The sequence below is a fragment of the Thioalkalivibrio versutus genome (genome assembly GCF_001020955.1).
GTDB lineage: Bacteria > Pseudomonadota > Gammaproteobacteria > Ectothiorhodospirales > Ectothiorhodospiraceae > Thioalkalivibrio > Thioalkalivibrio versutus.
This window is the reverse complement of the sequence record NZ_CP011367.1, coordinates 1,377,641-1,395,324: the sequence shown is the minus strand read 5'-3', so window position 1 is coordinate 1,395,324 and position 17,684 is coordinate 1,377,641. Positions and strand designations below refer to the sequence as shown.

General features: G+C 66.5%; 16 protein-coding genes. 6 read left to right on the top strand and 10 right to left on the bottom strand.

The genetic code is table 11. The features are described 5' to 3' along the window. Nucleotides 1-18: 18 nt before the first annotated feature. From TVD_RS06440 to TVD_RS06430, 3 genes are all read left to right on the top strand, one after another. Nucleotides 19-915 carry a carbon-nitrogen hydrolase gene (locus tag TVD_RS06440; RefSeq protein ID WP_047251133.1) on the top strand — a complete coding sequence of 299 codons (897 nt, stop codon included), beginning with the start codon at nt 19-21 and terminating at the stop codon, nt 913-915. A 204-nt stretch (nt 916-1,119) separates the two neighbouring features. Then, a complete protein-coding gene (mfd, locus tag TVD_RS06435) occupies nt 1,120-4,590 on the top strand; it encodes a transcription-repair coupling factor (RefSeq protein ID WP_047251132.1) in 3,471 nt (1,156 codons plus the stop codon). Continuing rightward, a complete protein-coding gene (locus TVD_RS06430; RefSeq protein ID WP_047251131.1) occupies nt 4,591-5,268 on the top strand; it encodes a CsiV family protein in 678 nt (225 codons plus the stop codon). Nucleotides 5,269-5,298: 30 nt separating this feature from the next. Here the strand turns inward: TVD_RS06430 and TVD_RS06425 are convergent, their stop codons facing one another. The 3 genes from TVD_RS06425 to TVD_RS06415 are packed head-to-tail and all read right to left on the bottom strand — an operon-like array spanning nt 5,299 to nt 7,950. Continuing rightward, a complete protein-coding gene (locus TVD_RS06425) occupies nt 5,299-6,264 on the bottom strand; it encodes a S49 family peptidase (RefSeq protein WP_047251130.1) in 966 nt (321 codons plus the stop codon). Between the two features lie 13 nt (nt 6,265-6,277). Next, a complete protein-coding gene (locus TVD_RS06420; RefSeq protein ID WP_047251129.1) occupies nt 6,278-6,973 on the bottom strand; it encodes an HAD family hydrolase in 696 nt (231 codons plus the stop codon). Next, nucleotides 6,970-7,950: an RluA family pseudouridine synthase gene (locus tag TVD_RS06415; protein WP_019562469.1), complete on the bottom strand. Its 981-nt coding sequence runs from the start codon at nt 7,948-7,950 to the stop codon at nt 6,970-6,972. The genes TVD_RS06420 and TVD_RS06415 overlap by 4 nt, the downstream gene beginning before the upstream one ends. 435 nt (nt 7,951-8,385) lie before the next feature. Here TVD_RS06415 and TVD_RS06410 point away from each other — a divergent pair, with 435 nt between their 5' ends. Continuing rightward, complete coding sequence (locus TVD_RS06410) at nt 8,386-11,415, top strand: Rne/Rng family ribonuclease (RefSeq protein ID WP_047251128.1); 3,030 nt, start codon at nt 8,386-8,388, stop codon at nt 11,413-11,415. Nucleotides 11,416-11,612: 197 nt separating this feature from the next. On the opposite strand, the gene TVD_RS06405 is transcribed toward TVD_RS06410, so the two are convergent. Beyond that, nucleotides 11,613-12,104 carry a low molecular weight protein-tyrosine-phosphatase gene (locus TVD_RS06405; protein WP_026313054.1) on the bottom strand — a complete coding sequence of 164 codons (492 nt, stop codon included), beginning with the start codon at nt 12,102-12,104 and terminating at the stop codon, nt 11,613-11,615. Between the two features lie 119 nt (nt 12,105-12,223). On the opposite strand from TVD_RS06405, the gene fliK reads away from it, so the two are divergent. Next, nucleotides 12,224-13,504, top strand: coding sequence for a flagellar hook-length control protein FliK (fliK, locus tag TVD_RS06400; protein WP_047251127.1), 1,281 nt, complete (start codon nt 12,224-12,226; stop codon nt 13,502-13,504). 4 nt (nt 13,505-13,508) lie between these two features. After that, on the top strand, nt 13,509-13,880 hold the full coding sequence (locus TVD_RS06395; protein WP_047251126.1) for an EscU/YscU/HrcU family type III secretion system export apparatus switch protein: 372 nt from the start codon (nt 13,509-13,511) through the stop codon (nt 13,878-13,880). Here the strand turns inward: TVD_RS06395 and TVD_RS06390 are convergent. The 6 genes from TVD_RS06390 to motD form a co-directional block, all read right to left on the bottom strand. Continuing rightward, on the bottom strand, nt 13,875-14,300 hold the full coding sequence (locus TVD_RS06390) for a DUF2802 domain-containing protein (protein WP_018937622.1): 426 nt from the start codon (nt 14,298-14,300) through the stop codon (nt 13,875-13,877). The genes TVD_RS06395 and TVD_RS06390 overlap by 6 nt on opposite strands. A gap of 140 nt (nt 14,301-14,440) precedes the next feature. Next, nucleotides 14,441-14,626: a hypothetical protein gene (locus TVD_RS06385; RefSeq protein ID WP_018169737.1), complete on the bottom strand. Its 186-nt coding sequence runs from the start codon at nt 14,624-14,626 to the stop codon at nt 14,441-14,443. 63 nt (nt 14,627-14,689) lie between these two features. After that, nucleotides 14,690-15,148 (bottom strand): chemotaxis protein CheW, encoded by a 459-nt coding sequence (locus TVD_RS06380; protein ID WP_018145733.1) that lies wholly within the window; start codon nt 15,146-15,148, stop codon nt 14,690-14,692. Nucleotides 15,149-15,275: 127 nt separating this feature from the next. Beyond that, complete coding sequence (locus tag TVD_RS06375) at nt 15,276-15,986, bottom strand: chemotaxis protein CheW (RefSeq protein ID WP_047251125.1); 711 nt, start codon at nt 15,984-15,986, stop codon at nt 15,276-15,278. Next, nucleotides 15,983-16,783, bottom strand: coding sequence for a ParA family protein (locus tag TVD_RS06370; RefSeq protein ID WP_018145735.1), 801 nt, complete (start codon nt 16,781-16,783; stop codon nt 15,983-15,985). The genes TVD_RS06375 and TVD_RS06370 overlap by 4 nt, the downstream gene beginning before the upstream one ends. Next, on the bottom strand, nt 16,780-17,682 hold the full coding sequence (motD, locus tag TVD_RS06365; protein WP_047251124.1) for a flagellar motor protein MotD: 903 nt from the start codon (nt 17,680-17,682) through the stop codon (nt 16,780-16,782). The genes TVD_RS06370 and motD overlap by 4 nt, the downstream gene beginning before the upstream one ends. Nucleotides 17,683-17,684 lie beyond the last annotated feature (2 nt).

Genomic DNA, 17,684 nt, shown 5'->3' with positions numbered 1-17,684 from the left:
CTGCACCGAGCACCCGCCATGCCCAACGCCCCATTGTCCGTCGCCCTGATCCAGCACCGCGATGCCGGGAGCGTCGAGGCCAATCTCGACGCCACCGCGGCCGCGGTCGCCAAGGCCGCCGCGAATGGTGCCCGCCTGGTCGTATTGGCCGAGTTGCACACCGGCCCCTACTTCTGCCAGACCGAGGACCTCGCCACCTTCGATCGCGCCGAGGCGATCCCCGGCCCGAGCTGCGAGCGCCTGGGCGCAATGGCACGGGACAACGGCGTGGTCCTGGTCGGCTCCCTGTTCGAGCGTCGCGCCGCTGGGCTCTACCACAACACCGCGGTGGTCTTCGAGACCGACGGCCGCCCGGTCGGCACCTACCGCAAGATGCACATCCCGGACGATCCCGGCTATTACGAGAAGTACTATTTCACCCCGGGGGACACCGGCTTCGTCCCCATCGACACTTCGGTCGGTCGCCTCGGGGTCCTGGTCTGCTGGGACCAGTGGTACCCGGAGGCCGCCCGCATCATGGCGTTGTCCGGCGCCGAGCTACTGATCTATCCCACTGCCATTGGCTGGGACCCGCAGGACACGCCCGAGGAACAGGCCCGGCAGCAGGACGCATGGATGACCGTCCAGCGCGGCCACGCCGTTGCCAACAACCTGCCGGTGATCGCCTGCAACCGCACGGGGCACGAACCGGACCCCTCCGGACACGCGCCCGGGGCGAACTTCTGGGGCACAAGCTTCGTCGCGGGGCCCCAGGGCGAGATCCTGGCCCGCGCCGGCGAGGCGCAGCCGGAGATCCTCACCATCGAGCTGGATCGCGGCCGGACCGAGGCCGTACGCCGCCAGTGGCCTTTTCTCCGCGATCGCCGCATCGATGCCTACGGCCCGATCCTGCAACGCTACATCGATCCCACCTGAGGTGATCAACACCCACTAGCGCGATCCGCCCCAGGTAATCCCCGGCCTTCTCCTTGATCTCCACGCCCTCCGCCGCAAAAACGCCCTTCAGCCTCACACAGCACAAAATGATTCGTCAGGGCGTCTTCTGGCTCACGCGCACCCGTCAGGCGGAATCCGTATAATCGCGGCCCTTTCCGCCCCTCCCGACCGAACAACAGGCCCATGTCCGAACAACGGCGCAACCCGCTCCATCCCGGCCGCCTCCCCGGCTCCGGCTTCGAGGTGTGGTCGGGGCTCAATGCCTCGGCGGCGACGCTCGCACTTTCGCGGAACGCCGGCGAGTTCGCCCGGCCACTTCTGGTGATCACGGAATCCAACGAGGCGGCCGACCGCTGGCAGGAAGAGTGGGAGTTCTTCGCCGGCGACCACGACCTGCCGCTGCTGCGCCTGCCGGACTGGGAGACCCTGCCGTTCGATGTCTTCTCCCCGCACGAGGACATCATCTCCGAACGCCTGCGCACGCTGTACCACCTGCCGGGGCTGGAACGCGGCATCGTCTTGATGCCGGTCTCGACCCTGATGCAGCGCCTGCCGCCGCGCGACTGGCTGACCACCCAGGGCCTTTCGCTGCAAACCGGCCAGCGCCTGGACCGCATGACCCTGCGCGAGAACCTCACCGAGGCCGGGTACAGCGCCGTTCAGCAGGTCATCAGCCATGGCGAATTCGCCGCCCGCGGGGAGATTCTCGACCTGTTTCCGATGGGCGCGGACGAACCCGTGCGCATTGAGTTCCTGGATGACGAGATCGACTCCCTGCGCCGCTTCGACCCCGAGTCGCAGCGCTCCACCGAAAAGGTCGAGCGACTGGAGATCCTGCCCAGCCACGAATTCCCGCTGAACGATACCTCCATCAGCGAATTCCGCACCCGCTACCGGGCGCATTTCTCAGGCGATCCCGCCAAGCACCCGATCTACCGCGACATCAGCGAGGGCCTGGTCCCGCCGGGTATCGAGGCCTACCTGCCGCTGTTCTTCGAGGGCATGGACACGGTGTTCGACTACTGCCCCGAGGTCCAGATGGTGCAGGTCGGCAACATCGCCGGGGCGGCCGAGGAGTTCGCCCAGGAGATCCATGACCGCTTCGAACAGCTCAGCCATCAGTATGATCGACCGCTGCTGCCGCCCGAACGGCTCTACCTGGACGTCGACGGCCTGGCCGGCGCACTGCGCGAGCACTCCGGCATTGCCTTGGGCGACCCGGCCGCCCCGCTCCCCGCGGGACGCGGCGCGGACATCGCATTTGCCTGCGACGCGCTCCCGGAACTCGGCATGCAGCAGGGCCGCGACGATCCAGCCCAGCCCCTGAAGGCCTTTGTCGAGGGGCAACAGCGCGTGCTCCTGACCGCGGAATCCGCCGGTCGCCGCGAGGCCCTGCTGACGCTGTTGCGGGACCAGGCCGTACCCCATCATGCCGTGGACGACTGGGACGCCTTCCTCACCGCCGAACCCGGCCTGTACGTCACCGTGGCCGCGCTCGGCGAGGGCTTCGTGCTGCCCGAGGGTGTGGCCGTCGCCCCCGAGGCCGCCCTGCTCGGAGAACGCGCGCGCCAGACCCGCGGACGCAACCGCACCACGCGGGACGCAGACGCGGTCATCCAGAACCTCAGCGACCTGACCATCGGTGCACCGGTAGTCCACGAGGAACAGGGCGTCGGCCGTTATCTCGGGCTGCAGACCTTGGACTTCAACGGCCAGCCTTCGGAGTTCCTGACGCTCGAGTACGCCGACGAGGCCAAGCTCTATGTCCCCGTGTCCTCGCTGCACCTCATCAGCCGGTATACCGGCGCGGATGCCGAGCACGCCCCCCTGCACCGGCTCGGCAGCGAGCAATGGGGCAAGGCACGCAAGAAGGCGGCGGAAAAGGCGCGGGACGTGGCCGTCGAACTGCTCGATATTCATGCCCGGCGCGCGGCGAAACAGGGCACGGTCTTCGCTACCGACACCGCCGAGTATCACGCCTTCGCCGCCGGGTTCCCGTTCGAGGAGACCCTGGATCAGCAACAGGCCATCGACGCCGTGCTCGCGGACATGGCCGACACCCGACCCATGGATCGCGTGATCTGTGGCGACGTGGGCTTCGGCAAGACCGAGGTCGCGATGCGCGCCGCCTTCGTCGCGGTGCAGAATAACAAGCAAGTGGTGGTCCTGGTCCCGACCACCCTGCTCGCGCAGCAGCACCACCAGAACTTCACCGACCGCTTCGCCGACTGGCCGGTCCACATCGAGTCGCTGTCACGCTTTCGCAGCGCCAAGCAGCAGGCCGCCGTACTGGAGGGCCTGAAAGACGGCAAGGTCGACATCGTGATCGGCACCCACAAGCTGCTGCAGGCCAACCTGGACTTCTCCAACCTCGGGCTGGTGATCGTCGACGAGGAACAGCGCTTTGGCGTGCGCCACAAGGAGGCGCTGAAGAAGATGCGCGCCGAGGTCGACATGCTCACGCTGACCGCCACGCCGATCCCGCGCACCCTGAACATGGCCCTGGCCGGCCTGCGCGACCTGTCGGTGATTACGACCCCACCGCGCGACCGCCTGGCGATCAAGACCTTCGTCAACGAATGGAACGACGCCATCATCCAGGAGGCCTGCCTGCGCGAGATCCGGCGCGGGGGCCAGGTGTACTTCGTGCACAACGAGGTCAACACCATCGAACGCACTGCCCAGGGCCTGCAGGAGCTGTTGCCCGGGGCACGGGTCGGCATTGCCCACGGGCAGATGCGCGAGCGCGAACTGGAACAGGTGATGCTCGACTTCTATCACCGGCGCTACAACATCCTCGTGTGCACCACCATCATCGAGACCGGCATCGACGTCCCCACCGCGAACACCATCATAATGAACCGTGCGGACAAGCTGGGCCTGGCACAGATGCACCAGTTGCGTGGCCGCGTCGGGCGTTCCCACCACCGCGCCTACGCCTACCTCATCACGCCGCCTGAGAAGGCCATGTCCGCCGATGCCAAGAAACGGCTGGAGGCCATCGCATCGCTGGAGGACCTGGGCGTCGGCTTCACCCTGGCCAGCCACGACCTGGAGATTCGGGGTGCCGGCGAGCTGCTCGGCGACGAGCAGAGCGGGCAGATCCACGAGGTCGGATTCTCGATGTACAACGACCTGCTCAACCGCGCCGTGAATGCCCTGCGCTCCGGCAATATGCCGGAACTCGAAGGGCCCGCGGCCACCGGGACCGAGGTGGAACTGGGCCTGCCCGCCCTGCTCCCGGGCGACTACGTACCCGACGTGCACACCCGGCTGATCCTCTACAAGCGCATCAGCAGCGCACCGACCTCCGATGCCCTTCGCGAGCTTGAAGTCGAACTGGTGGACCGTTTCGGCCTGCTTCCGGACCCGGCCAAGGCCCTGTTCGAGGCCGCCCGTCTGCGGCTGAAGCTGACCCCGCTCGGGATTCGCAAGCTGGAACTGGGCCCTGCTGGCGGACGCCTGGTTTTTGGCCCGAGTCCCAATCTGGACATCGCGGCCCTGATCCAGCTGGTGCAATCCGATCCGCAAATGTACAAACTGGATGGCCAGAAGGCCTTCCGCTTCTTTGCGCCAATGGAGACACTGGAGGCTCGGGCGCAGGCCGTCCTGCGCCTCTTGAACACCATCAGCCCCGAACAACAGGCCGCCTGAATGCTCAACGACCCATCCGAATCCCACAACCCCCTTCGACGCCGCCTGCTGGGCGGGCTGGCCGCCCTGCCCCTGGCTGGCGCCACAGGACCGGCCCTGGCACAGGCCGGGCGCCAGTATCGCATCGAACTGGTGATCTTCGAGCATCGCACGGACGAGAGCCGTCGGCTGCAGATGGAGCTCGCCGCGCCGCGCGAGGCCATGCTCGGCGAATCCGAACTGGGCGGGCGGATCTATCGCGACTCACGCAAGGGCTTTGAACTGCAACGCGTGGTACGCCGGGTGGAGGACTCCGGCGCCGGGCGCATCCTGGCGAGCCTGGCCTGGGATCAGACCGGACGCGACCACGCCTCAGCCCCCTGGCTGCGAGTGCAGCAGGGACGGCGAATCGGTACGCGTGATCTTCTGCGCGACGAGGCCGACCGGATGCCGCGTCCGCTCATGGAGGAACAGGACGAACGCTTCGAGCTGGAGGGCCGACTGCGTATCTGGGTGGGGCGATTCCTGCACCTGGAGACCGACCTGATCTACCACGTCGAGGAACCGCAGGGGGACCAGCCGCCGCGCGCGATAACGGTACGCGGCAGCCAGCGCATGAACTCCGGCGACGAACTGTTCTACCTGGACCATCCGGTGATCGGCATGATCGCCCGCGTCACCCGCATCGATCGCAGCTGAACCGCAGACTGGGAGGCCGGGCAGCGCGCCTCAGCGCCACTGCGGCGTGGTCTCCCAGCTCATCCATTGCTGGAAGGCCGCCATGCCGAGGTCTTCGAACAGCAACTGCAGCGCACTGCGCCGCGGCTTGAACTCCACCATCTTCACCACACCGATCACGTCGCGCGCCACGCTGCGGTCCGTGCCGATGCCATCGATCAGGCCGAGCTCCACCGATCGATCGCCCGTCCAGATCAGGCCGTTGAACAGATCGTCGCGTTCGACCAGGCGATCGCCACGACCGGCACGCACCACCTCCACGAACTGCTCGTGCACGCCCTGCAGCACCCCGTCGAGGTGATTCACATGGTCATCGTCCAAGGGCAGGAAAGGGTCCAGGAACCCCTTGTTCTCGCCGGTGGTAAACAGCCGTCGTTCCACACCGATATTGTCGATCAGATCCACGAGCCCGAAGCTGTCCATGCGCACGCCGATCGAACCCACCATGCTGGCCTGGCTGGCATAGATCTCGTCCGCCGCTACCGCGATGTAATAGGCCGCCGAGGCGCCCACATCCCCAATGACCGCATACACGGGGATATCCGCGTGCTTCTCCTTTAGCCGCAGGATCTCGTCGTGCACGTTGGCGGCCTGCACCGGGCTTCCGCCCCCGCTGTTGATACGCAGCATTACCGCCTGGGTGCCATCCGCCTCGAAGGCCTCTTTCAGCACCTTGGAGATGTCCTCGGCATTGGCCGCCGCGCTGGAGGCAATCAACCCCTCGACTTCGACCACGGCCACGTGTTCGGCGGGCTCGCGTTCGCTCTCGAACATCCCCGAAAGCCCCAGATCGCCGCCGCGCACCAGGATCAGCAGCGCGACCAGGTAGAAGAAGAACAACAGCTTGAAGAAGATGCCCCAGCGTCGGGCCCGGCGTTGCTCGATCACCTGTGCCTGGACCAGGTTCTCCAGGGCCTCGCGTTCCCAGCCCGGTTTGTTCTCGTTCGCCCAGCCCATCGTCATTCCTTTTCTAAGTTGTACCTTCAGCCCGCCGGAACGCCTCAAGCAGCGATTCCAGATCCGGCTGCAAGGCCAGGGGGGATTCGTCACTCAGGCGTTCCGGCGAATGCACCCCGTGGGTGACAGCTACGGCCGGTACTCCTGCATGCCGCGCCATTTCGAGATCATAAACGCTATCACCGACCATGCGCGTGCGGGCCGGTTCCACCCCCGCGCGCCCCATCACGGACTGGAGCATGGACGGATTCGGCTTCGACGGGTATTCGTCGCCCGTGGCGGTTGCCACGAAGTACCTGCCCAGACCGGTCGCCTCCAGGGCCTGGTCCAGTCCCCGTCGCGATTTGCTGGTCGCCACGGCCAGCAGGATCTCGCGCGCATTCAGCCAGTCGAGCAGGTCGCTCACGCCGGCGAACAGCGGGGTCTCCGGGGCATCGTCAGCCGCCAGATAACACTCGCGATAGGTGTCGGAAAAGTGCTGCACGAAGGCATCATCGGCGTCCGGGTAGAGCTCGCGGACCGCTGCCTGAACCCCGAGCCCGATAATATTGCGCAGCGTCGCCTCGTCCCGCACCGGGGCACCGGTATCCTTCGCCGCACGCTGCAGGCAGTGCACGATCCGGCGAGGCGAGTCCATCAGCGTTCCATCCCAGTCAAACACAACCAGGCGCAGGTCGCCCTCCTCCGGTGGCAGCAACGGGGTCATCATGCGTCGTCCTCGCCTCCGGCATCCAGGCTCGCGAGCACCGCGGTCAGCTCGTCCGGCAACGGGGCGGAGAAGATATGTCGCTCGCCGTCCGCCGACTGGTATGCCAGTGCCTGTGCGTGCAGGAACAGCCGTTTCAGCCCATGGCGCCGCAGGCTGCGATTGGCATCCGGCAAGCCGTAGTCGTGATCGCCCCCCACCGGATGGCCGATCGACTGACCGTGGACGCGAATCTGGTGCGTGCGGCCGGTCCCGATCTTCACCTCCGCCAACTGGAAGGCACCGTGCGCCTCCAGCGGCACAAAGACGCTCCGGGCTTCCCGTGCCCGCGGTCCGTCGCTGTCGGTCTCGCCCGCACGCATCCGGCGGCGGCCGTCTTCCTGTCGGCCACTGGCGACCGGGGCATCGCATTCGATGGTCTGTCCGCCCGCGAACTGCCCCACCAGCAGCGCCAGGTAGCGCTTCTCGACCCGCCCTTCACGCAACGCGGCATGGAATTCTTGCAGCGCCGAGCGGCGCTTGGCCAGCAGCAGGCAGCCACTGGTCTCGCGATCCAGGCGGTGCCCCAGTTCCAGCTCGATATCCGGCCGTAACTGGCGCATCGCCTCGATAATGCCAAACGCCAGCCCGCTCCCGCCGTGCACCGCCAGGCCGGATGGCTTGTCCAGCACCAGCACATCGTCATCCTCGTGGATAATCGCCCGCCGCAACCGGTCCAGTACCTTCGGCGGGATCTCGCTGCTGGCTGCCTCCGGTCGATCCAGATCCGGCACCCGGACCTCGTTGCCGACCGCCAGGCGCTTGTGTGCCTTGGCCCGGCGCCCATCCACCCGCACGGCACCCTGACGGACCAGGCGGTAGATCAGGCCCTTGGGCACGCCCTTCAGTTCGCGGAGCAGGAAGTTGTCGAGCCGCTGACCGTCACCACGCTCGGTGACCTGGAAGGTACGTGGGCCGGAGGGTTCGCGCGTTGCTTTCATGGCGCGGGATGCTACCGGAGCCGCGCTCACCGGGCTACTGCACCCATCCCCCTTGCGGGCGGAAAAACTTGCCCGGACGGGGGGTTATGCCCTACATTGGCCCACGGTACGTTGCTGTGCTACGCCTGCAACGCGCCTCGAATCACCCGCCGCTTCGATCCACAGGCTGAAAGCAGCCTCCGGTCGAAGGGCCATCGCCACAAAGCGACACTGTGACGCTATTTCTTCTAACCCAGTCCTGTCTCCCCGGCTACGCCTCCCGCAGGCGACTGATCCCGTGGTTGCTGGTGAACACCTGGCTGGCGCGTTGGCTTGTGCTACGCGCCGCCGCTGCGAGCACGCGTGCGCAAGCGTTGCCGTGCCGCCGCTCGATCGCCGCACCCCGGACCCCGATCTTCCCCGCCGGACGCCAGGACGCCCTACCGAGTCCAATGCATGAAACGCATCCTGATCAATGCCACGCAGCCGGAAGAGTTGCGGGTCGCCATGGTCGACGGCCAGCGGCTGTACGACCTGGATATCGAACTGCCTTCGCGCGAACGCAAAAAAGCGAACATCTACAAGGCCAAGATCACCCGCGTCGAACCGAGCCTGGAGGCCGCGTTCGTCAACTTTGGTGCTGATCGCCACGGCTTCCTCCCGTTCAAGGAGATCGCTCATTCCGCGGTTGGCGCCCCTGCCGACAGCGACAAGCCAATCCGCGACTTCCTGAAGGAAGGCACGGAACTCCTCGTCCAGGTAGAAAAGGAAGAACGCGGCAACAAGGGTGCCGCGCTGACTACCTACATCAGCCTGGCCGGCCGCTATCTGGTCCTGATGCCCAACAACCCTAAAGCCGGCGGAGTCTCGCGCCGCATCGAGGGCGAAGACCGCGCCTCCCTGCGTGACGCACTCTCCGGACTGACGATGCCGGACGGCATGGGCGTAATCGCCCGGACCGCGGGCGTCGGGCGTACCACCGAAGAGCTCCAGTGGGATCTGGATTACATGACTGCCCTGTGGGCGGCGGTCACCGAAGCGGCGGAAAAGGCCAAGACCCCGGCGCTGATCCACCAGGAAAGCAACGTCATCATCCGCGCCCTGCGCGACCACATGCGCAACGACGTCGGCGAGGTCATCATCGATGACAACGACGTGTACCAGCAGGCCGAGGAATTCGTTCGTCTGGTCATGCCCAACAGCCTGCGCAAGCTCAAGCGCTACGATGACCCGGTCCCGCTGTTCAATCGTTACCAGATCGAGAGCCAGATCGAGAGCGCATTCGATCGCGACGTCACCCTGCCCTCCGGCGGTGCGCTGGTCATCGACCACACCGAAGCCCTGATCTCCATCGACGTCAACTCTGCGCGCTCGACCAAGGGTGGCGACATCGAGGAGACCGCCTTCCACACCAACCTGGAGGCGGCGGAAGAAGTCGCGCGCCAGTTGCGCATCCGCGACCTGGGCGGCCTGATCGTGATCGATTTCATCGACATGAACGCCAACAAGCACCAGCGGGAGGTCGAAAACCGCCTGCGCGAAGCGCTGGAGATGGATCGTGCCCGGGTCCAGGTCGGGCGCATCAGCCGCTTCGGCCTGCTGGAGATGTCGCGCCAGCGCCTGCGTTCGTCGCTGGGGGAATCCAGCCAGAACACCTGCCCGCGCTGCCAGGGTCACGGCCAGATCCGCAGCGTGGAATCCCTCGCCCTGTCGATCCTGCGATTGATCGAGGAAGAGGCGATGAAGGACCGCACGGGCCTGGTGATGGGTCAGGTCCCGGTCGACGTGGGCACCTTCCTGCTGAACGAGAAGCGCGAATCGATCAACGACATCGAGGATCGCCACAAGGTCGACATCAGCATCATCCCCAATCCGCAGTACCTCACCCCACGCTTCGAGGTCCGCCGCGTGCGCGGCGACGAACGCGAAGAGACGATCAGCGACCGCGGCTCGCACGAACTGGTGGAGACCACCGAGGACGAGAGCGATCCGCATCAGGAGCGCCGCAGCAAGGTCGAGAAGCCGCTGGTCCAGGGCGTCAAGATGACCGGGCCGGCCCCGGTCAGCGACAGCGCACCCTCCGCACCGGAGACGTCACAGCCGGTAGCGAAGCCAGGATTCTTCACGCGCATCTGGTCCTCCCTGTTCCCCAACGCGCGTCCGGCAGACGGGCCGGAAGATGAGCAAGAAGACAGCCGCAAGGGCGGAGGTCGCGGGCGCGCCGGCGAAAGCAACCGCGGCGGCAAGGGCAGCGGCCGCGGGGGCAGTCGGAAAAAGGCCGACAACGGCGGCCGCAATACCGGCGACAAGCGTGACGACACCGACAAGGGCAAGAAGGGCGCACCCGACAAGACGGATAACGCCAAGGGCAATGGCACCAAGCCCGATGGTGCCAAGGGCCGTTCCCGTCGTGGCGGCAAGAAAGATGCCGATGCCGCGAAGGGCACGAGCAACGAATCGCCGAAACAAGCCGCCGAAGGCCGGACGCCTGACAACAGGGGAGCCGAGAAGTCCGCAGACTCGAAACCGGCCGAAAAGCCGGCCGAGAAGCCAGCACGGGACAAGGACGAGGCCGCCACGAGCGTAGCCGCGGACACTCCTGCGGGTAACGGACCGGAAAAGTCGGACGAGGATGACGGCAGCAAGGGTCGCAGCACCCGTTCCCGCCGTTCCCGTCGCGGCGGCCGGCGTCGTGGCGGTCGTGGACGTTCTGGCGAGAACGCCGGCGAAAACGCCGGCGAAGCCGGCACCGACGGTGCGCAGAACACTGCAAACGAGGGTTCCGCTCCGGAATCCGGCAGTGATACGACCGCCCCGGATTCGGCCGCCGCGGCCGACACCGGAAAGGCGCACGCTGAGACGCCCAAAGAAGTTCAGAACGCCGAGTCCTCGGCCCCAACCAGGGACGGTGGCGAGAGCACCCCGCCACCGGAAAAGGCCAGCCCCGACGATGGCGCCCCCAAGGACGCCGGACCCGCCAAGGGGCGAAGCCGTGGTGGTCGCGGCCGCAAGCCGGCCCCGGCCTCCACAGATACCTCCACCGGCGAAGGGACTTCGGGCTCCAGCGAGCCGAACACCCCGACGGAAGGCCAGCCGGCCGTTTCCGATTCCCGGGAACCGGCCCCAAAAGCCGAGCCGGCTGCGAAGCAGGACGCGGCGGACACCACAGGCCAAAGCGACAAGGCCCCGGCCAAGCGCCCGGCCCGGGCCAAGAAGGCCGCAGCCGATGCCGGGGATGCCGCGAGCAAGACCGATGCGGCCTCGACGGACCAGCCGGACACCGCTCCCAAGCCAAGAACCCGGCGGCCAAAAGCGACCAAGGCGGAGACCACCCCCACCGATGAAGGGGCTGCTGCTTCAAGGCCGGACGAAGTGAAAGCAGAAAAGCCTGCGGAGACGAAAGACGACAAACCTGCCGCGCCCAAGCCCACTGCCGAGCCAGCGGAACCGGCCGCCGAAAGTCCGAACCGAAAAGGCGACGACTGACAGGACGAGGTCCCTCGTCCAACCAAAAAGGGCCCGCCTATTGGCGGGCCCTTTGTCGTTCTGGCCTCGGGATCCCGAATGGATGATCTTCCAGAAGGGTCAGACCGATGCCTTTGGCTCGGCTTGCACGCGACCCTGCGCCAGTCGACTCCGGCAGCGACTCCTGCGCCCGGTCCGCAACGCGTCCGGCAGTGCTGTCAGGAGGCCTTCAACGTGTGGCGATCGCGGATATGTTCCAGCAACCCATCCGCTGCCGCTTCCACCAGGTCCATGACGTGCACGAACCCTTCGTCCCCGCCGTAGTACGGATCCGGGACTTCGTGTTCGCCGAACTGTGGCGCAAAATCCAGAAACCGCAGCAACTCCGCCCGCGCATCTGCCGGACGGATGCGCTCGGCATTGCGGTAGTTCGCGTCGTCCATCGTCAGGATGTAATCGAACTCCAGGAAATCCTCGGGCTCCAGCCGGCGCGCGCGCAGATGTTCCAGATCGTAGCCGCGCGAGCGCGCCTCCTGGCGGGCCCGGCTATCCGCCTTCGCCCCCACGTGATACCCGGCGGTTCCGGCCGAATCGACCTCGATGGCCTCGCTCAGTCCGTGTTCGCGCACCCGCGCCTCGAACACCCCATGGGCCATCGGCGAGCGACAAATATTACCCAGGCAAACCATCAGTACACGTATCTTCGACATCGCTCCACAGTCCGAATCGCGAAAGGCATCAGGATAACAAACCGGGCATCCTGGGCGGGCCGTTTCATGCCGCGCCCTCCGGTATGCCATGCTGAGGCTTTGCATCACGAGATCCATTGATGGTCGACCTTGGCGGTCCGCGCATTCCCGGCTGGACACCCCCCGGCAATGTGGCCAGTGGGGCGGGCACCGGAACGCGACAATCCCTCCAGACCGGAACGCGCATCGAGGTTCGTGTCCTGGACGTACTTGCCGATCGCGGGGTGCGGCTGCGTCTCGAACCCTCCCCGGGGCGCAGCGGCGCATCGACCGCGACACGCCCCTCCCCCCCTGCCACGGTGGTCACCGCCCAGCTGACCGGCGCATTGCCCACGGCCTTGTTGAACCGACCCGGCTCGGGCGCTTCCGGCACCGCCATGCTGGCCGAGGTCACCCGCACCGAGCCACGCCTGGAGGTCCGCCTGCTCCCCCTGACCATGGATCGCGCCGCACCCCGCCCCGCCAGTAGCGGCTCAGCGCCCAACCCGGCCCAGCAGTGGCTGGGACAAGAACTGCGTCTGCAGCTCCCCGGGGCTCGCCCGCTGGGGCCGGCTCTGCATGGCCTGCTGAACCAGTCCTCCGGGACCGGGGCGCCAGCCACGAGCGCCATGCCCGGGGCCCAGGCCGCACCCGCACTGCACCGTATCCTGGAGCTCCTGCCCACGCCCGGCCAACTGGCACAGCCCGAGACCCTGCGCCAGCACATCCAGCAATCGGGACTCTGGATGGAGGCCATGCTGGGGCATGCCGGACGCGGTCAAGGCCCGATGCATCCATTCGCGGCAGATCTCAAGGCCCAGCTTCTGCGTGCCGCAGACCAGGTTCGCCAAGCGGCGGACGCACGCCCTGCAGCGCAAGCGCCCCCCGCCACCGCCTCGGCGGCTCCCCCAGCCCCGGCCGCGGCCCTGTCCGGCCTTCTGGAGGGGCTCCTGAAACGTGTCACGTCGCTCCAGCTCCAGTCGCTGCAGTCCTTCGCAAGTGACGAACCCGGCAACAGTCGCTGGTTATTCGAACTTCCGCTGCGCAGCGAGCAGGGTATCCACGGTGTTTACGGCGAGATCCAGCGCGAAGGCGGAAGCGACGACGAAGCCGGAGCGCCCTGGTCGATTGTGTTGACGCTGGATATCGGTGACCTCGGCCCGACGCGGATCGCCCTGGCATCGCGCAATGGGGGCGTCAGCGTGCACTTCACCGCACCCGAGGCCGATACTGTCACTCGACTGCGCAGCGAAATGGCTTATCTCCGCGATCGGCTGGGTGAGCGCGACCTGACGGTGACGGGGCTTTCGGTACGTCAGGGCGAGGTCGATACGGACCCGCGCCCCACGAATTCGCATCGCATGCTGGACGAACAGGCCTGAGCCGATGGCACGAAAGGATCATGGGGACCGAACGGCCGACCGCGGCCGATCACCGGCCAAGGCGGTCGCACTGGAATGGGATCGTCGGCAGGCGCCGCGGATCACAGCCAGCGGCTCGGGCCTGACGGCCGAGGCCATCCTGCGCATTGCCGAGGAACATGGCATCCCGCTGCATCAGGACCCGGCCCTGAGCGAGGCGCTGGCGCAGGTCCCCGTCGGCAGCGAGATCCCGGAAGAGCTTTACGTCGCAGTCGCGGAGATTCTGGCCTTTGTGTTCCTGCTGGCAGGCATCACACCCGACGACCGGGGCCGTGGGTATCAGGCCCCCTCGCGCCAGTCCAGACCGGACCGCGAAGGGCCGGACCGGGACTCATGAACGCCCGGCGAACCCGGAACCGCCGGCATTCCCGGAGCCGTGCAGGCTGAACAACAAGTCGAGTTCAGTAGAAGTAAGGCCGCAACGCCGACGGACCTCTTCACGACCCAGGCCCTGCTGAATCAGAAGAATCGCCTGCTCGTAGGCACCGCTGTCGCCTTCGCGGGCGCGTAGCTCGCTGTGCTGGTCATGCAGGCGTTCCAGGGCACGCTGTACCGAGGCCTGTGCCTGCCCGTGGGTCGCAACCCCTTCGGACAGGGCCTTCATGGCCCCTTGAAGGGCCATCACCGAGGTGGCCTGGCGCTGATAATCCTGGCGCAGGGCCGCCAACTGCCGACGCAACAGAATCACGAGCCCCACGGCAAACCCGGCGACAATGGTCGCCAGCAACGCAATCAACGCGGCGAGCCAGATCAGCATTCCCTCTCCCATTGCCTGCACACTCCTGAAACCCGAGGCCTGCCGATTGTCGCGTGATTCATGAGGGCGTGACCAGCCATGGCGAAAAAACCGGGCACGGAACCGCGCCCGGACCGAGTGGGTGCCGGTCGCCGGGGCGTTCAGGCGTAGTCGTCGATCAGGCCGCGCCGCTGGCGGCGTTCTTCCTTGCGCGGCGGACGCTGCTGGGTTGGACGCACTGCGGGACGAAACACCGGATCGCGGTCGTGGTCGTCGCTCAAACTGCGCCCGGGAACGGTGGTATGGACCGGTCGAACAGTCCGGTCCGGCTGGAGTTCGTCGACCATGGCTCACCTCCCGGCTTGCGCCTCATGGTCCTCGTCTGTTGACTGTAGACCCGATGTGCGCGGCTACAGTTCGCGCAACTGCGCCCACTCATCGTCCGATAGCAGCCTGTTGAGGTCCACCAGGATGGTGAGGCCCTCCTCGGTGCTGGTCACGCCCTGGATAAAGCGGCTGCTGTCATCGTTACCGACCTCGGGCGCCGGCTCGACCGAATCCGGGGAGATCCGCACGACCTCCGAGACGGAATCCACCAGAATCCCCACGTTCTGATTGTCCACATCGATGATCACGATGCGCGAGGCCTCATCCGATTCGCGATCATCCAGCCCCATACGCCGCCGGGCGTCAATCACCGTAACGACATTGCCGCGCAGGTTGATGATCCCGAGGATGTAGTCCGGCACGCCCGGTACCGGGGCGATCTCGGTAACCTTGAGCACCTCCTGAACCTGCAGAACGTCGATTGCATAGGTTTCCTCCGCGAGACTGAAAGTCACATACGGAGCGGTGTCGGCCTTGGTCATGGCTTCTACGTCTTGTGCGCTGCTCATGTCATCCTCGATATTCCGTGCCGGCGGGGGCCGCCCTGTAGTGTCATCTTGACCGGGTTATCGGCCGATTACCGCCATGCTTGAATGGCACCGGCCAGGATCAGTCCCAGCCACCCTCGTCGAGGGTGCGGTCCAGCGCCTCCAGGTCCAGCAACGTCGCCATCTTCTCGCGTTCCACGCCGGCCAGCCAGGGCAGGCGCCGGCGCTGGTTGCGCCAGCGCAACGACTCCGGATGGATCACCCGGGTGCCGTGAATCGCGCGGCAGGCCAGCGCGAACCGCGAACCCGCGAGGAACACCACCTGCCGGGCCGTATCCGGCTCGTAATCGCGATCTTCCGGTGTCACCACGGCGGCCAGGTCAATCAACTGCACCCGCCCCTGCTTGGTATCCGCCAATCCAAGGTACCAGACCGAATGATTCGGGGTGGGCCGCACTTCCAGGCTGTCCAGCGGCGCCACCCCGCCCAGCGCATGTAACGGCGCCAGCAGAGTCAGGTTGCCAGCCTCGATCACAAGGGCCGAAAACGGCTGCTCGGGCCGCGCATACTCGCGCTCCGCCGGATCGGCCGGTGGGGCTGGTGGGGTCGAGGCCACTACCGGCGCCGGGAGGTCCACCGCGTCTGCTTCACGGACCGGGGCTTCCAGCTCCACTATGGGCGCCGCTTCTTCTACCGGTGGCCGTGGCTCCAGGATATCCGGTCGCAGAAGCGGGCGAACGGGCTCCGGCTCGTCCAGCAGGCTGCCGAAGTAGTCATCCAGCGCCTCCGGCTCGGCCTTCAGGGCCAGGTTGTCGACTATGGAACGTTTCATCCGCGTCGCCTCCGTTCATGGGGTTCGGACAGCCGGCCACCAATGGCCTCCAGCAGATCCGAGTAGGCAAGCACACCCCGGGCGTCCGGGATCATGAAACACAGCGGCTGCCCGGCACTGGAGGCATCACGGAATTTCGTGTCCACCGGGATTACGCCCGGCCAGACGTCGTCGCCGTACAAACGGCGCAGTTCCGACAAGGCCTCGTGCGCCGCGCGCGTTCGACGGTCGAACAGGGTCGGAATAATTCGATACGCCAACTCGGACTTGCGCGATTTCTGTACCATTTTCAGCGTATTGATCATTCGTTCCAGCCCCTTCAGGGCGAGGAACTCGGTCTGCACCGGCACCAGCAGTTCGTCACAGGCGGCCAGGGCATTGACCATCAACACACCGAGCATCGGCGGGCAATCCAGCAGCACGTAGTCGTACTGCTCCGAGATCTTCTCCAGGGCGTGACGCAGCACCAGCCCCATGCCACTGCGGGTGCCCAGCTGGCGATCCAGCGTCGCCAGCGCGGTACTCGCGGTCAGTAGGTCCAGCCCCGGGAACCGGGTCTCGCGGATCAGACCATTCGGGTCTGGATCCGCACCCTCGGCACACTGGCTGAAAAGCTCGTACACCCCGCGCGTGGCGGTCTCCGGATCATGGCCGAAATACGCGGTCAGCGATCCGTGCGGGTCCACATCCACCAGCAGCACGCGTTGCTCCGGGCCCGACAGCAGGCCGCCCAGCGTCACCGTGGTGGTGGTCTTGCCCACACCGCCCTTTTGGTTCGCAACCGCCCAGACCTTCATGGTGTGTCTCCATCCGTCGGGAGCGGTGCGGGCGGAAGATCCTCGCGCAGGCGCTCCGGTTCCTGCGCGCCCTCGGCGCGCGGACGCGCCCCCGGCAGTACCACGATGGACACGCGCCGGTTCTCGGCCCGTCCCTCCGCGGTATCGTTGCTGGCCGTCGGCCGGTGCTCGCCATAGCCAAGGGCAACCAGATTCTCTGGATCGACCCCGACCTCCTCGAACACGCTGACCACCGCGGCCGCCCGTCCGGACGAAAGCTCCCAGTTCGACGGATAGATCGCGGTCTGGATGGGCACATTGTCTGTGTGTCCCTCCACATGAACGCGGGAGACACGTGGCGCCAGAATCCCGCCAACCTCTTGCAGAAGCCCCTCCGCCTGTGGGTTCAGGGTCGCCGCCCCGGACGCAAACAGCAGACGGCTGGTGATCTCGATCTCCAGCCAATAGGCCTCGCGCGTCACGCGCAGATCGCCATCCTCGATCCATTGCGCCATCGCCTGTTCGATCTCGCGCGCGGTATCCGCCAGTTCGTCCAGGAACGCCTGCATCCCAGCGTCGTCCGGGCCCTCGTCAAGCATCCCGCTCAAGGCCATGTCGATGGGCTGCGGCCCCTCTTCCACCAGACCCGGCTGGACCTCGATAGGCACCAGGGCCCGCAGATCCTGCGGTGTACGTTCCCGGGCCACGGTGGAGTCCCCGACCTGAATCGGGTCGGCCTGCATCGGTGCGCGGAAGGCGTCCACCAGCGACTCGGACAGCACCCGGTACTTGCCGTCGTCCACCGAGGATATGGCGTACATCACCACGAAGAACGCCAGCAGCAGTGTGACCAGATCCCCATAGGGGATGGCCCATGCCTCGTGATTCTGATGTTCTTCCGCCCGTTTGCGCCGCGCCATGG